The organism is Paracoccus sp. DMF-8 (assembly GCF_029309835.1).
GTDB lineage: Bacteria > Pseudomonadota > Alphaproteobacteria > Rhodobacterales > Rhodobacteraceae > Paracoccus.
This window is the reverse complement of record NZ_JARJHL010000003.1, coordinates 163,970-178,156: the sequence shown is the minus strand read 5'-3', so window position 1 is coordinate 178,156 and position 14,187 is coordinate 163,970. Positions and strand designations below refer to the sequence as shown.

Sequence of the window (14,187 nt, the reverse complement as noted above, 5' to 3'; positions counted from 1 at the left end):
CAGATCATCAGGGCGTGTTGACGCGAACCGCGCCCGAACCGCCCGCCGCCGCACCTGCGACCGCGCCGACAGGCCCCGCCACGACGGCGCCGGTCGCGGCCCCGGTGGTGGCGCGGGTCGCCGCATTCGGGCCGCAGGCCGCGACGGCCAGGCGGTCGAGGCTGCAAACGGCACATGCGATCATGCGTTTCATGCTGTTTCCTTCGTGCTTGCAAAATGTCATGCCGACTCAACCCCTTTGGGCGCGCTTGGTTGCGTGATGGGCGAAATCTCTCTTTTCCATAGGCGGGGTTTTGCTATATCTGGGGGTGTGACCCAAACCGCCCCCAACATAAGACCGGTGATCCGCCAGCTTGACGAGGCCGCCGCCAACCGCATCGCGGCGGGCGAGGTCGTGGAACGTCCCGCATCGGCGGTCAAGGAACTGGTCGAAAACGCGCTGGATGCCGGTGCCACGCGCATCGACGTGGCGATTGCCAAGGGCGGCAAGGCGCTGATCCGGGTCAGCGACGATGGCTGCGGCATGACGGGCGATGACCTGCCGCTGGCGCTGGCACGGCATGCGACGTCGAAAATCGACGGCTCGGACCTGCTGGATATCCGCAGCTTCGGTTTTCGGGGCGAGGCGCTGCCCAGCCTTGGCGCGGTCGGTCGCCTGACCATCACCAGCCGCGCCTGCGGCCATGACGCGGCCCGGATCGCGGTTGCGGGCGGGCGGCTGGAACCGGTGCGCCCGGCGGCGGGCAATCGCGGCACGGTGGTCGAATTGCGCGATCTGTTCTCTGCCACCCCTGCCCGGCTGAAATTCCTGCGCAGCGACCGCGCCGAAACCCAGGCCGTGGCCGAGGTCATCCGCCGTCTGGCCATGGCCGAGCCCTATGTCGCCTTTACCCTGAGTGATGAGGACGAGGGCCGCATCCTGTTTCGCGCCGATGCCGAACAGGGCGAATTGTTCGGGGCGCTGCAAACCCGGCTGTCGCGCGTCATGGGCCGCGATTTCATCGAAAACGCCGCGCCGGTCGATGCCGAGCGCGACGGGATCACGCTGACCGGCTATGCGGCGCTGCCGACCTATTCGCGCGGCACCTCGGTCGCGCAGCATCTGTTCGTGAACGGGCGGCCGGTGCGGGACAAGCTGCTGACCGGGGCCCTGCGGGCCGGCTACATGGATGTGCTGGCGGGCGGGCGCCACCCTGCGGCGGTGCTGTTCGTCGGCTGCGATCCGCATCAGGTCGATGTCAACGTCCACCCCGCCAAGGCCGAGGTCCGTTTCCGCGCCCCCGATATCGCGCGCGGTCTGGTCGTCAGCGCGCTGCGCCATACGCTGGCCGGGGCCGCCGGGCATCGCGCCTCGTCCACGGTGGGGGCGGCGACCCTGCAGGCGTTTCGTCCCGAACCCGTTCCCGATCAGCCGGGCCAGTATCAGGCCGATTACCGCCCGGCGAACTGGTCCGCCCCGCGTCCTTCGCCCGCAGCGGTCGAAGCCGCGCTGGCCTTTCAGGCACCCGGTTTTGCCGAGGCGCCAAGCGCGCGGGTCGAGGCCAGATCGCCCATCCCCGAGGACGCCCCCCTGGGCGCGGCCCGCGCGCAACTGCATGAAAACTGGATCGTCGCCCAGACCCCGACCGGCATCGTCATCGTCGATCAGCACGCCGCGCATGAGCGTCTGGTCTATGAACGGCTCAAGGCGCAGGCCGAGGCGAACGGCATTCCGACGCAGGCCCTGCTGATCCCCGAAATCGTCGAACTGTCCGAATCCGACGCCGCCCGCATTCTGGAGATCGCCGATGATCTGGCCGCGCTTGGGCTGGTGATCGAACCCTTCGGCGGCGGCGCGATCGCCGTGCGCGAAACCCCGGCGCTGATCCGCAAACTGGATGCCCCGGCGCTGATCCGCGACATTCTGGACGATCTGGCCGATCAGGGCGCATCCGACCGGCTGAAGGCGCGGGTCGATGCGGTGCTGTCGTCGATGGCCTGCCATGGTTCTGTCCGGTCGGGGCGGCGGATGTCCGGCGACGAAATGAACGCGCTGCTGCGCGAAATGGAACGCACGCCGCGTTCCGGCCAGTGCAACCACGGGCGCCCGACCTGGGTCGAATTGAAACTGACCGATATCGAGCGCCTTTTCGGCCGCTGACGGGGGCCGCGATTGTGGTTGACGCCGCCCCGCTTTGGTCTGATGCTGTTTTCGCAAGGAGAGCGGCCATGATCGACATCACCCCCGACAAGATTGCTCAAGTCATTGTTCTGGCGCGTGAATATCAAAGCGGCATCAATGCCTGGGCGCATCAGGGCAGCCGCCCCGGCCAGCATGGCAACCGCAGCGAGCTGCGCGATTTCATCGCCGCGATGGACGAAGACGAACAGGCATCGCTGGTCGCCGTGATGTGGATCGGGCGCGACACCTTTGACGCCAGCGAACTGGCCGAAGCCATCGCGACCGCCCGCGCCGAACGCACATCCCCGACCGAAACCTATCTGATGTCGGACCCCCAACTGGCCGATTATCTGGAGGCCGGGCTGGAGGCGCTTGGCCTGTCCCCCGAGGACGAGACCGAGGCGATCCATCGTCCCGTCTGAGAGGCGCCGCGCTGCCAGCCTTGCAATCGACAGGCCGCGATTGTGCCGGAATCCCCGCATTCCGCGCGTAAAGGGTCAGCCGCGATACGCCCCGACCCACGCCGATCCCGGCCCGTAATGGCCTGCAGACGGACAAGGCGCGCCGACGCGCCCTGTCCTGTGTTAGATGATCGCAAGGCCCCCTTAATCGGCCCGGCTGACCCGCACCAATTCGCCGCTGTCTTCGATCAGCATCCAGACTGCGCCATCCGCGGCGATATCCAGATCGCGGACCCGGCCGATGCCTTCGGCCAGCCGCTGTTCGCCGGTCACGCGGCCGCCCTGAACCGTCAGGCGGACCAGCGCCTGCCCCTGCAAGCCGCCGATCAGGATATCGCCCTGCATCTCGGGGAACATGGCACCTTGATAAAAGGCCATGCCCGACGGGGCGATGACCGGGTCCCAGTAATAGACCGGCTGTTCCAGCCCGTCCTGCTGGGTGCGGCCCTGACCGACGGCGGCGCCGCTGTATTCCTGACCATAGGTGATGACGGGCCAGCCATAGTTCTTGCCCGCCTCGGGGTGGTTCAGCTCATCCCCGCCGCGCGGCCCGTGTTCGACCGTCCAGATCTGGCCGGTCGCCGGATCCAGCGCGGCCGCCTGCAGGTTGCGGTGACCGTAGGACCAGATTTCCGGCTGCGCCTGAACGCCCACGAATTGCGGATTGCCGGGCGCGGCCTGCCCGGTCTGCGGGTCGATGCGCAAGACCTTGCCCAGATGGGTCGTCAGGTCCTGCGCCAACTGCCGGGGTTCGCGGTCCGATCGTTCGCCGGTCGTGACGAACAGGCTGCCATCGCGGCCAAAGACCAGACGCGACCCGAAATGCTTGTCCGAAGCCCACGCCGGTTGCTGCTGAAAGATCACGCGGAGATTTTCCAGCGCGGTCATGTCCTGCGACAGGGTGCCGGTTGCGACGGCGGTGCCGTTTTCGTTGCTGCCGCGCGGCTCGGCAAAGGTGATCCAGATCTGGCGGGTCTGGGCGAAGTCCAGGGCGATGGCGACATCCAGCAAGCCGCCCTGACCGCGCGCATCGACATCGGGCAGGCTCGAGATCGGGGCCGAAACCTCACCCGTCGGCGCGATGCGCCGCAGGTTGCCGCGCTTTTCGGTGACCAGCGCGGTGCCGTCGGGCAGGATCGCCATGCCCCAGGGGCTGTCCAGCCGGTCGGTGATGACCGTGGTTTCGATATTGAACTGCGGCGCGATCACCGGGGCGCGGGTCTGCCCGGCAAAGGCAGGCTGCTGGCTGGCCGCATTCGGGGGCGCGTCGTTGAAATCGGCCAGCGCGGGCAGGGCCAGCAGGCTGGTCGCCGCGAAGAAAGGGGCCAGAAAACGCGGTAGGGCAAGGCTGGAATTGGCGGAAAACGTCATCATTCTATCCCTTTGCTGATCGGAAATCGTCGCAAGGGAAACGGGCGACGGCGGCAGGGGTTCCGCCGCCGTGCCGGATGGGCGTTCACCCTTGCGTCAGGCCTCGGGCGAGAGGTGGTTGACCTTGGCGGTATGGTCGGCGATCTCTGCGACCTCGACCAGCCAGTCGCCGACAAGCCGGGGGTCGTCGGGCGCGGCATGGGTGCCGGGGGCGAAATCGCCGCGCGCCACCGCCTCGACCGCCAGCGCCACCGGGATCGACACAAGCTGACCCATCGCGCTGCCTTGGGCATTGCCCGAGGCATCCAGAACCCATTCCTTGTGCCAGACGGTTTCGCCATCCCGGACCGCCTTCAGCGCGACGAACAGGACGACCCGGTCCGGTTCGCCTTCCTCGTAGGAATTGTCGCGCCAGAACTGATCGGCCATTTCGGCCAGACGGGCGTCGCCTTCGGGGCCGGTCAGGGTCTCGACCTCGGTGAAAACCGGGGTCCATGCCTCTTGCCAGCCTTTCAGGCGGATCGTGCCGCGCACGAAATCGCGGATCTGCCAATCGGGTGAAAAGCCGTATTGCTGCACAAAGGGCAGCGAATCGCGGTTCGGATAGACCTCGAACGCCTCGAGGCGTGGGCAGGGGGCCTGATAGGGCGTGATCGCATGCCAGGGCCGGTCCACCGCCAGTTCCGCCCCGTCGCGCATCGACCGCGAGGGCGAGCGCAGCGCCCGCAATACGCCAAGCGGCGACCAGCTGAACTTGTAGCGGAAGGTGTTGGGATGTTTCGGAAAGCCGCCGCAATAGGATGTAAAGCTGACCTGATCGCCGGGGCGCGCGACCGTGCGGTAATCGGTGACCAGATCATGGGCCATCAGATGGTCGATGCCGGGGTCCAGCCCGACCTCATTGACCAGCGCGACACCTGCGGCACGGGCGGCCCCGTCCAGCGCCGCCATCTCGGGCGAGATATAGCTGGAACTGACGAAATGCGCGCGCCGTTCGATGGCCAGCTTTGCCAGCGGCACATGGCGGTCGGCGGGCAGCATCGACACGATGATGTCGCCTTGCGTGACGGCTTCGGCCAGGGCCTCGGGCGTATAGGCGCGGATGTCGGCGGTCAGGTCGCCCACCGCGTCGCGGGCCTTGTCCACCGTGCGGTTCCAGACGGTGACGGGCTGGCCGCCCTGCAACAGGCGGCGCAGGCCGGGAATGGCGGACAGGCCGGTTCCGATCCAGTGGATTGTCATCTCAGGCCTCTTTTACATGGATATCGAACAGGGCGCGGGCGCGGCCCCAGGCATCGGCGTCGATCCGGTCCAGCGTGGACAGCACCGGCAAAAGCTGCCCCGCATAATCAGCCGAGCTTTCGCGCGGCATCATCGAAGGCAGGTTGTCGATCGCCATCACATCCAGCGGGGGATTGTCCGCGACGCGCAGGACCGGCTGGTCCCATGTCGTGGTGCGGTCATAGACCTTGATCGGGGAAAATTCGCTGTCCGGGTCGCAGGCGATATCGCCGATGACGCGCAGCGCCCGGCCCGGATTGACGGCATCCGCAGGGACAAAGACCGGCGTGCCGGGACGCGCCAGAATGCAGTTCAGGAAAATCTGGTGGTCCAGAATTTCCGGGAACGGCCCGCCGCTGGCGGTTTCGGCCATATCCCATTTCGTCACATGGACGCCCATTTCGGTGCACAGATCCGCCGCGCCGGTGCCGACCCGGCCAAGCGCGCCGATGACGATGGCATTCGGGCGTGCCGCCTGCGTCCCGTCCAGCCGCGCGCGCAGATCGTCGGTCATCGCCTGCTGGCTGGGATAGCTGTGGACGGGCGGGCAGATCTGGCCGCGATGCTGTGCGGCCCAGGCCATCAGCGACACGGCGGCACCCGCATAGCCCGCCCAATAGCCGAACGCCGCCAGACGGCGGCCCGCGTCGTCGGTCAGGTATTCCAGATCATACAGCGCGCCGCCACCCTCGCGGAAGCGGCGCAGCAGCACCTGCCCGGCGGGCTGGCCCTTGAAGGCATGGCCGAACATGATGTGGCGATGGCTCAGGGGCGTGCCGTCGTCGGGCAGTTCTTTCAGGCCAAAGATGATCGCGTCCCGCGGCGCATCGGGCCATGACCCTTCGGGCGCGATCTCGGCCCCGGCCTCGCGATAGCCGTCGGTGGCGATGATGCGGCGGGGGCTGTCTTCGACCGTGACGCGGCAGCCCTGCCGGATCAGGGCGCGCACGCCCTCGGGGGTGATGCCCACCCTGTCCTCGTTCGGGCGGCTTTCGGCCCGGACCCAAAGATGCACCATGATATCCTCTGCCTTGCGTATCGGTTCGGGTTAGGGAAATTGCGGCGTCACGGCAAGATCGGGGCGGCGCGCACCCAGAAAGGGGCCTTCGCCCGCGCGGTCGATCCGGGCAATGGCCTGTTCGATATCTTCGGTGATCACGGCCATGACATAGGCGGTGGCGTGGACCATCACCCTGTCATCCAGTGCCAGCGCGACATGGCCGGGCCAGAACAGCAGATCGTTGCGGCGGATGTCGTCCACCGCCGGAAAACCGTCGCGTTGCAGGTCGCTGTCGCCGGGGCAGGGGATGCCGCAGGCGCCAAGCGCGGCCTGCACCAGACCCGAACAGTCGATCCCCGCCCGGCTGTTGCCGCCCCACAGATAGGGCGTGCCCAGCAGGGTCAGGGCCACCGCCGCCGGGTCGGTAGCAGGCTGGTCGCCGATATGGGCGGCGGGGACGAAACGCCCATCCGCCAGCCGCGCGAAACGCCCGTCGATATCCGTGACCGACAGCCGCGCGCCGATGGACAGCGCCATGTCTTCGGGCTGTTTCATCTCCGGCGCGGGATAGAGATGCGTGGCGGGTGCCGCGACGCGATGGGTGATTCGGGGCAGGTCGCGGGTCAGTGCGGCGCTGGCGATCCAGCCGCAATAGCCATCCGCGACCGCCTGGACAAAGCTGTGCCCGTCCGCCTCGTCGATCACGGTCAGGTCGGCGCCGAAATTCACCTGCCTTTCACGCGCGCCGCCGGGATTGCGCAGCAGGTCGGCGATGGGTGTCGCCAGCCGGGCAGGGGTGCCCGGCACATAGGCGGGGCGGTCCAGAACACCCTGCAGGCTGTCCAGCGCCACGCGCTCGGTTGCCGGGGTCAGGCGGCGGTCCGGAGTATTCATTTCAGGATATCCGGCAGTGCCTCCAGCAGCGCGCGGATGCCTTGCGCGGCCCCGCCCTTGGGCCGTCCCGGCGCTGCGGCGGGTTGCCAGCCATAGATGTCGAAATGCGCGTAATGGCGGGCGTTTCCGGTGAAACGGCGCAGGAACAGCGCCGCCGTGATCGCCCCCGCAAAGCCACCCGAAGGCGCATTGTCCAGATCGGCGATCTGCGGCTCGATCATGGATTCGTAAGGTTCCCAGAAGGGCAGGCGCCACAGCGGATCGGCGGCATTCTGCCCCGCGCGGTGGATGATCCGGGCCACCCCGTCGTCGTCGCAGAAAAACGGCGGCAGGTCGGGGCCAAGCGCCACCCGCGCCGCGCCGGTCAGCGTCGCCATCGAAATCAGCAGATCGGGGCTTTCCTCATCCCCATAGGCCAGCGCATCGGCCAGAATCAGGCGGCCTTCGGCATCGGTATTGTTCACCTCGACCGTCTGGCCCTTGCGGCTGGTCAGGATATCGCCGGGACGGAAAGCATTGCCGGAAATCGCATTTTCGACGATGGGCAGCAGCACGCGCAGGCTGATGTCCCGGGTGCGGCCAAGCCGTGCCAGCGCATCGGCCAGCCCGATGACATTGGCCGCGCCGCCCATGTCCTTTTTCATCAGCAGCATGGATGAGGGCGGCTTGATATCCAGCCCCCGGTGTCGAAACAGACGCCCTTGCCGACCAGCGTCACCTTTGGCCCGTTGCCCGGAAAACGGATATCGACCAGACGCGGGGCCTGTCCGCCCGCGCGCCCGACCGCGTGGATCATCGGGAAATTGCGCGCCAGCAGGTCGTCGCCAAGGATCACCTCGACACGGGCGCCGTGACGGGCGGCGAGGGCCTCTGCCTCTGCCATGAGATTGTCGGGGCCCATGTCCGAGGTCGGCGTGTTGATCAGGTCGCGGACCAGATATTCCGCCGCCGCCAGCGCCAGAACCTTTTCGGAATCAACGCCCTGAGGGCAGATCAGCCGCGCCTTGGGGGCTTCGGTCTTTTTGTAGCGGGCAAAGCGGTATTCGGCCAGAAGCCAGCCGAGCGCGCCAAGCGTCGCATCGAAACCGGCGGGCGCATGGGCGATGTGCCAACTGCCCGCGGGCAGCAGATCCGCCGCGCGTGCCAGCGGATAGCGTTCACGCGAACCTTTGGCCTGCCCCAGACCATACAGGGCGCCCAGAATCCCGCCATCCGGCGCGGGCAGCACGCAGACCTGCCCCGCCTTGCCGCCAAAACCGTTCGCCGTCGCCCAGACCCGCGCCGCATCGGGCAGCGTATCAGGAAAATCCGGGCCATCGTTGCTGGCGTTGACCAGCCAAAGCGGCAGGCTGGCTGCATCCTGCGGGGCGAATTCCGGCGTCATCTGGGGCCTCTGGTCGTGACTGTTTCAGGGCCAAGCCTAACGCGGCGAACCGCAGCCGCAAGGGCCAGAGCGGCGCCCGTGCGGGACAGGACCGCGCGGGCGCCGCTAGTGGTCCCAGATTTCCGTCAGCGACCTTGCCCCGATGCGTTCCAGCCGCGCCAATGTCGCCCGAAGGCCCTGACGATCCAGATTTTCGGCGCAGCGCCCGACATCGACCGCGACACCGGCCAGCGTCACCAGACCGACCTGCCGGGCCAGCCGCGACAGGCGGTCGACGTGATAGGCAATCTGCGCCAGATCGTCCTGCGCCGCCGCCGACAGCACCTGTTGCAAGGCCAGCGCAAGCTGTTCCAGCGCGGCCTGAATCAGGTTTTCCGCGGCATGCCGACCCAGTTCGTTCACGATTTCCGTGACCCGCTGCTGGTCGATGTTCACGACATCATCGACGCGCAGTCGCGCGATATTTTTCATCTTGCACCTCACCACGCATCCCCATGCGTTGGTCTTGTGTCGCATTTTTATGTCAAGAAAAGGTTAGGGGATGTGGAATAAACGCTCGAACTTTATCAGTTCCCTGTCTATCTAGGCCCCGCAACAAGATGAGAAAGCGATGCAGTTCATCCGTCCCTTGCCGCAATATCTCGTCCAGCGCTATCATGGCTGGAAGGCAACCACATTCACCGAAAATCGCGCCTGGTTCAAGCGTTTGGCCGATGACGGCCAGCGTCCGCGCGCCATGGTCATCGCCTGCTGCGATGCCCGCGTCCATGTCACGACCATCTTCGGCGCCGAGTCGGATGAGTTCTTTATCCATCGCAATATCGCCAATCTGGTGCCGCCCTACGCGCCCGATGGCGAGATGCACGGGACCTCGGCGGCGCTGGAATATGGCGTCGGCACGCTGAAGGTGCCGCATCTGATCGTGCTGGGCCATTCCAATTGCGGCGGCGTGCGCGGCTGTCATGCCATGTGTTCCGGCAATGCCCCCGAACTGGAGGAAAAGACCAGTTTCGTCGGGCGCTGGATGGACATGCTGCGTCCGGGTTACGAACGCGTCACCTCGCTGCCCGAAGACGAACAGATCCCCGCGCTGGAACGCGAGGCGGTGCTGCTGTCGCTGGAAAACCTCATGACCTTTCCTTTCGTGCGCGACGCGGTCGAGCGTGACGAAATGAAGCTGCACGGGCTGTTGCACCAGATCGGCGATGGCGTGTTGCTGCAATATGAGGCCGAACAGGGCCGTTTCGTCCCGCTGTAACGGTTAGAGCCGCTGCAATTCCGCCGCGCCGATCCAGCGCGCGGCGGCCTGTCGCGTCGCCGGTGTCGCCAGTGCGGTCGAAGGCGCCAGAATGCCCGGATTGATGACCTCGGCCACCGCGCCCATGGGCAGGTCGATGGGTTTCGGCGTGATGCGGCGGGTCTGCATCCATGTCGCGACCTCGCGCCAGACGGCTTCGCGCGCGGCGGTGCGGGCGGGGCTGGTGTAATCGGTCGCGCGGGACTGGGTCAGCGAATCGGCGGTTTCGATCTTGGTCAGCAGCGGTTCGGGAATCACCCGGACCAGATGGCCGGACAGGATGATGCGGTTGCGGAATTCCCGATCCTCTTCGATCGTGTCGGCATAACCGCCAAGCGCCGCGAAGATGCGCGGGTGAAACAGGCCCGAATTGATATGCAGCCAGTCGCCCGGCACGGTCGTGCCCATCTGCACATTCGGAAAGACATCGTCGACGATGGAAATCTCGCGCCGGATGATTTCGCGGCGGCCGTCGGGCAGGATCAATTCGTGGTGGCTGAACACGGCGCTGAGTTCCAGCGGCGCGTGATCGGGCAGGCCGATGGCGGACCAGTTCAGGCAGGGATCGCGGGGCAGGCCGGTCTGGCCAAGCGCGCGCGACTGGCGCAGCAGCTTGTCGGGGTGCGGGCGGTCGTCGGAATCGTGAAAGCTGACGGCGCGGCTGCCGGTCAGCAGGATGCCCGCATTCTTGGCCGCGCCCGTGCCCAGATTGCGCGCCAGCCGCAGCGCGGCAAAGCGCGCATCGCCCTGAAAACGGCGCAGATCCTGCCATGTCCCGTCACCCGAACCATCATCGACCACAATCACGATGCAATTGGGATGGGATTGGTTTAATGCCGCCTCGACCGCCCGTCCGACGCGGTCGCGCCGGTTATGGGTCGGAATGACGATGGCGGCGGGCAGATCATAGCTCATGGCAACCCGGAAACAGCAAAAAGATCAACTCACGTCATGGTTGTGACATCCTTCGCCGCCGGAGGGTAGGGGTCAAACCGACATTGTCGCCGCCACCGCACGTTTCCAGCGCGCATAGCGGTGGTCGCGTTCTTCGGCCTCCATCTCGGGGGTAAAGCGCCGCTCAAGCTGCCAGCTTTGCGCGAATTCATCGGGGCCGGGCAGCAGGCCCGCCTGCATCCCGGCCAGAAATGCGGCGCCCTGCGCGGTGGTTTCAAGGTTGCGGGGGCGGTCGACCGGCGCGCCCAGCATGTCGGACAGAAACTGCATCGCGGGCTCGGACGCGGCCATGCCGCCATCGACGCGCAGCACGGTATCGCGCGCGCCGGGCCAGCCGTTCCGCATCGCCTCCCACAGGTCGCGGGTCTGGAAACCGACGCTTTCCAGCGCGGCGCGGGCCAGTTCCGCCGGGCCGGTGGCGCGGGTCAGGCCAAAGATCGCGCCGCGCGTGTCGGGCCGCCAATGCGGGGCGCCAAGGCCGGTAAAGGCCGGGACCATGACGATATCCTGCGCCGGGTCGGCCACGGCCGCCAGGGGCTGGGTTTCGGCGGCATCGCGGATCAGGCCCAGGCTGTCGCGCAGCCATTGCACCACCGCCCCCGCGATGAAGATCGAGCCTTCCAGCGCATAGACCGGCTTGCCGTTCAACTGATAGGCGATGGTGGTCAGCAGCCGGTCCTTGCTGCGCACCAGCTGGTCGCCGGTGTTCAGCAGGGCGAAACAGCCGGTGCCATAGGTCGCCTTCATCATCCCCGGCTGGAAACAGGCCTGACCCACGGTCGCGGCCTGCTGGTCGCCTGCGACGCCCAGAATCGGGATTTCGACTCCGAACAGATCGGCGCGGGCGTGACCGAAATCGGCGGCGCTGTCGCGGACTTCCGGCAGCATCGACATCGGCACGCCGAACAGGTCGCACAGATCCCGCGACCACGCGCCGTTGCGGATGTCATACAGCATCGTCCGCGCCGCATTTGTCGCATCGGTGGCATGGACCGCGCCGCCGGTCAGGTTCCAGATCAGCCAGCTGTCCACGGTGCCAAAGGCCAGCGCGCCAGCCTCGGCCTGCGCGCGGGCGCCGGGGGTATTGTCGAGGATCCGGGCGATCTTCGTCGCGCTGAAATAGGGGTCCAGCAGCAGGCCGGTCGCCTCGGTCACGGCGGGTTCATGGCCCTGATCGCGCAGCCGCTGGCACAGGTCCGAGGTCCGGCGGTCCTGCCAGACAATCGCGCGGTGGATCGCGCGGCCGGTCTTGCGGTCCCAGATCACCGTGGTTTCGCGCTGGTTGGTGATGCCGATCGCGGCAATGTCGCGCCCCGACAGGCCCGCCTTTTCGATGGCCGCGCGCGCGGTCGCGGCGCTGGTCGCCCACAGGTCATTGGCATCATGTTCGACCCAACCGGAATTCGGCATATGCTGCTGAAATTCCACCTGCGCGCTTGAAACCACCCCAAGCCGGTCGTCAAAGACGATCGCCCGTGACGATGTCGTGCCCTGATCCAGCGCCAGAATTGCCATGTTTCCCCCCTGTTTTGACCGAGGCTGCCGCCCGGTCTGCGGCCTGTCAATCGCGGCGCTGCGGCATGTAAGCGGGGCTTGTGATGGGCGCGGGTTGTGATAATCATGGATTATGAATTTTACCCTGCGCCAGATCACCTATTTCCTTGCCGTGGCGCGTTTCGGCAGCTTTGGCGCGGCGGCCAATGCGGTCCATGTCTCGCAGCCCGGACTGTCCAGCCAGATCGCGGAACTGGAAACCCGGCTGGGCGGGCAGTTGTTTCACCGCAGTCCCGGCGCCGGGCGCGTGGTCCTGACCCAGCTTGGCGAACGGCTGCTGCCCATCGCGACCGAACTGTCCGAGACGGCCGAGCGTCTGGCCGCCGCCGCCCGCGCGCCCCGCCCGCCGCTGTCCGGGCGCCTGCGCCTGGGCATCATCCCGACCGTCGCGCCCTATCTGATCCCGCTGCTGATCCCCGCCGTGCGCGACCATCACGCGCAGGCCGCGCTGGAACTGCACGAGGCGATGACCGACGAATTGCTGGATGATCTGGCGGCGAACCGGCTGGATGCGGGCATTCTTGCGCTGCCCATCGACCAGCCGGGCATCATGACCGCGCCGGTGCTGCGCGACCCGTTCCTGATCGCGGTCGCGGAAAACGACGATATGTGGCTGGCCGGTCCCGCGCAGCCCGACAATATCGAAACCGACCGGCTGTTGCTGCTGGCGGACGGCCATTGCCTGCGCGAACAGGCGCTGGATGTCTGCGGGCGGCGCGAACCGCGCAGCCAGATGAACCTGGAGGCGACCTCGATGGCGACGCTGATGCGCATGGTCGCGGCGGGGATGGGCATGACGCTGGTCCCGCAGCTTGCGCTGGCCGAGGAAAACCACGATGGCCGCCTGCGCGTCATCCCCTTTGCCGAACCGGCGCCAAAGCGCGATCTGGCCGTGATCTGGCGGCGCGGCAGCCCGGCCGAGGCGGATGCGAAGGCGCTGGCCGATATCGTGCGGGGGCTGGCCGACCGGCTTGGCGTCGTGCGGCTGCCCGCTGCCGATTGACCTGCCATGTTTTTTGCATTTTATCTATGAAATGAAACCGACACCCCCCGAACCGCTTTCGACCCGTATCGCCGGGGCTTTGGCGCAGCGCATCATCTCGGGCGCGATCCCGCCCGGCGAAAGGCTGCGTCAGGACCATGTCGCCGCCGAATTCGGCGCCAGCCACGTCCCCGTGCGCGAGGCGTTCCGCCAGCTTGAGGCGCAGGGTCTGGTAATCAGCCAGCCGCGCCGCGGTGTGCGGGTTACCTCCTTTGACGTGGCCGAGCTGCGCGAGGTGGCCGAAATGCGCGCCGCGCTGGAGGTTCTGGCCCTGCGCCATGCCGCCCCCCGCCTGTCGCCCGCCCTGCTGGATCAGGCCGAAGCGGCAAGCCACGCGGGCGAAAAGGCCGAAAACGTCACCCAATGGGAAGCCGCGAACCGCGCCTTTCACCGCATGTTGCTGGCGCCCTGCGACATGCCGCGCCTGATGGCCCAGATCGACGACCTGCATGCCGCCAGCGCCCGGTTCCTGTTCGCTTCATGGCGTTCCGAATGGGAGGCGCGGACAGATCACGACCACCGCGCCATTCTGGCCGCCCTGCGCCGGGGTCATGTCGAACGGGCCTGCGAAATCCTGTCGCGCCATGTCGGCTGGATCGGGCGGCGTCCGAATGTGAAAACGAATAGCGAAACATCAATGGCTTATCGGATAATTGAATAATTATCTATAATCTGAATTGACGAAAATCGGAATCCTTTGGTCTTTATAGATAGACACAAGACACGGGGTTCCGATGCAGATTCCTTTCCTCAGCCGCAGTCTGATTTCGGCAGCGACGGCCCTTGGC

General features: G+C 66.8%; 13 protein-coding genes and 1 pseudogene. 5 read left to right on the top strand and 9 right to left on the bottom strand.

Annotation, left to right across the window (positions count from 1 at the left end):
• Positions 1-7 precede the first annotated feature (7 nt).
• Entirely contained in the window at positions 8-193 is a 186-nt protein-coding gene (locus PE067_RS01470) for a hypothetical protein (protein WP_276187500.1), read from the bottom strand.
• Between the two features lie 66 nt (positions 194-259).
• On the opposite strand from PE067_RS01470, the gene mutL reads away from it, so the two are divergent.
• Positions 260-2,140, top strand: a complete 1,881-nt coding sequence (gene mutL / locus PE067_RS01465; protein WP_276187499.1) for a DNA mismatch repair endonuclease MutL — start codon at positions 260-262, stop codon at positions 2,138-2,140.
• 68 nt (positions 2,141-2,208) lie between these two features.
• Positions 2,209-2,583 (top strand): DUF3775 domain-containing protein, encoded by a 375-nt coding sequence (locus PE067_RS01460; protein ID WP_276187498.1) that lies wholly within the window; start codon positions 2,209-2,211, stop codon positions 2,581-2,583.
• Between the two features lie 183 nt (positions 2,584-2,766).
• Here PE067_RS01460 and PE067_RS01455 read toward each other — a convergent pair whose 3' ends face one another.
• The 6 genes and pseudogenes from PE067_RS01455 to PE067_RS01430 form a co-directional block, all read right to left on the bottom strand.
• Positions 2,767-3,993 carry a PQQ-dependent sugar dehydrogenase gene (locus tag PE067_RS01455; protein ID WP_276187497.1) on the bottom strand — a complete coding sequence of 409 codons (1,227 nt, stop codon included), beginning with the start codon at positions 3,991-3,993 and terminating at the stop codon, positions 2,767-2,769.
• Between the two features lie 96 nt (positions 3,994-4,089).
• Positions 4,090-5,235, bottom strand: coding sequence for a saccharopine dehydrogenase NADP-binding domain-containing protein (locus tag PE067_RS01450; RefSeq protein ID WP_276187496.1), 1,146 nt, complete (start codon positions 5,233-5,235; stop codon positions 4,090-4,092).
• Position 5,236: 1 nt separating this feature from the next.
• Positions 5,237-6,292 carry a saccharopine dehydrogenase gene (locus PE067_RS01445; protein ID WP_276187495.1) on the bottom strand — a complete coding sequence of 352 codons (1,056 nt, stop codon included), beginning with the start codon at positions 6,290-6,292 and terminating at the stop codon, positions 5,237-5,239.
• A gap of 30 nt (positions 6,293-6,322) precedes the next feature.
• Positions 6,323-7,168 (bottom strand): NlpC/P60 family protein, encoded by an 846-nt coding sequence (locus tag PE067_RS01440; protein ID WP_276187494.1) that lies wholly within the window; start codon positions 7,166-7,168, stop codon positions 6,323-6,325.
• Positions 7,165-8,552, bottom strand: a pseudogene (locus PE067_RS01435) (leucyl aminopeptidase family protein). The gene PE067_RS01440 and the pseudogene PE067_RS01435 overlap by 4 nt, the downstream one beginning before the upstream one ends.
• Before the next feature lie 105 nt (positions 8,553-8,657).
• The gene (locus PE067_RS01430; protein WP_276187493.1) at positions 8,658-9,023 is read right to left on the bottom strand and encodes a hypothetical protein; all 366 of its coding nucleotides are present in this window, start codon (positions 9,021-9,023) and stop codon (positions 8,658-8,660) included.
• Positions 9,024-9,162: 139 nt separating this feature from the next.
• On the opposite strand from PE067_RS01430, the gene PE067_RS01425 reads away from it, so the two are divergent.
• Positions 9,163-9,810, top strand: a complete 648-nt coding sequence (locus tag PE067_RS01425) for a carbonic anhydrase (protein ID WP_276187492.1) — start codon at positions 9,163-9,165, stop codon at positions 9,808-9,810.
• A gap of 3 nt (positions 9,811-9,813) precedes the next feature.
• Here the strand turns inward: PE067_RS01425 and PE067_RS01420 are convergent, their stop codons facing one another.
• The gene (locus PE067_RS01420; RefSeq protein ID WP_276187491.1) at positions 9,814-10,764 is read right to left on the bottom strand and encodes a glycosyltransferase family 2 protein; all 951 of its coding nucleotides are present in this window, start codon (positions 10,762-10,764) and stop codon (positions 9,814-9,816) included.
• 72 nt (positions 10,765-10,836) lie between these two features.
• On the bottom strand, positions 10,837-12,318 hold the full coding sequence (gene glpK, locus PE067_RS01415) for a glycerol kinase GlpK (RefSeq protein WP_276187490.1): 1,482 nt from the start codon (positions 12,316-12,318) through the stop codon (positions 10,837-10,839).
• A gap of 112 nt (positions 12,319-12,430) precedes the next feature.
• Between glpK and PE067_RS01410 the strand changes: the two genes are divergently transcribed.
• Together PE067_RS01410 and PE067_RS01405 are read left to right on the top strand one after the other, a co-directional pair.
• Entirely contained in the window at positions 12,431-13,360 is a 930-nt protein-coding gene (locus tag PE067_RS01410; protein ID WP_276187489.1) for a hydrogen peroxide-inducible genes activator, read from the top strand.
• Positions 13,361-13,391: 31 nt separating this feature from the next.
• Entirely contained in the window at positions 13,392-14,060 is a 669-nt protein-coding gene (locus PE067_RS01405; protein WP_276187488.1) for a GntR family transcriptional regulator, read from the top strand.
• Positions 14,061-14,187: the final 127 nt, after the last annotated feature.

Bases quoted from the DNA above. Each gene is read 5' to 3' on its own strand.
- PE067_RS01425 (WP_276187492.1), top strand. From the start codon at position 9,163: ATGCAGTTCATCCGTCCCTTGCCGCAATATCTCGTCCAGCGCTATCAT.
- PE067_RS01410 (WP_276187489.1), top strand. From the start codon at position 12,431: ATGAATTTTACCCTGCGCCAGATCACCTATTTCCTTGCCGTGGCGCGT.
- PE067_RS01420 (WP_276187491.1), bottom strand. From the start codon at position 10,764: ATGAGCTATGATCTGCCCGCCGCCATCGTCATTCCGACCCATAACCGG.
- PE067_RS01470 (WP_276187500.1), bottom strand. From the start codon at position 193: ATGAAACGCATGATCGCATGTGCCGTTTGCAGCCTCGACCGCCTGGCC.
- PE067_RS01440 (WP_276187494.1), bottom strand. From the start codon at position 7,168: ATGAATACTCCGGACCGCCGCCTGACCCCGGCAACCGAGCGCGTGGCG.
- PE067_RS01460 (WP_276187498.1), top strand. From the start codon at position 2,209: ATGATCGACATCACCCCCGACAAGATTGCTCAAGTCATTGTTCTGGCG.
- PE067_RS01450 (WP_276187496.1), bottom strand. From the start codon at position 5,235: ATGACAATCCACTGGATCGGAACCGGCCTGTCCGCCATTCCCGGCCTG.
- PE067_RS01405 (WP_276187488.1), top strand. From the start codon at position 13,392: ATGAAACCGACACCCCCCGAACCGCTTTCGACCCGTATCGCCGGGGCT.
- glpK (WP_276187490.1), bottom strand. From the start codon at position 12,318: ATGGCAATTCTGGCGCTGGATCAGGGCACGACATCGTCACGGGCGATC.
- PE067_RS01455 (WP_276187497.1), bottom strand. From the start codon at position 3,993: ATGACGTTTTCCGCCAATTCCAGCCTTGCCCTACCGCGTTTTCTGGCC.
- PE067_RS01445 (WP_276187495.1), bottom strand. From the start codon at position 6,292: ATGGTGCATCTTTGGGTCCGGGCCGAAAGCCGCCCGAACGAGGACAGG.
- mutL (WP_276187499.1), top strand. From the start codon at position 260: ATGGGCGAAATCTCTCTTTTCCATAGGCGGGGTTTTGCTATATCTGGG.
- PE067_RS01430 (WP_276187493.1), bottom strand. From the start codon at position 9,023: ATGAAAAATATCGCGCGACTGCGCGTCGATGATGTCGTGAACATCGAC.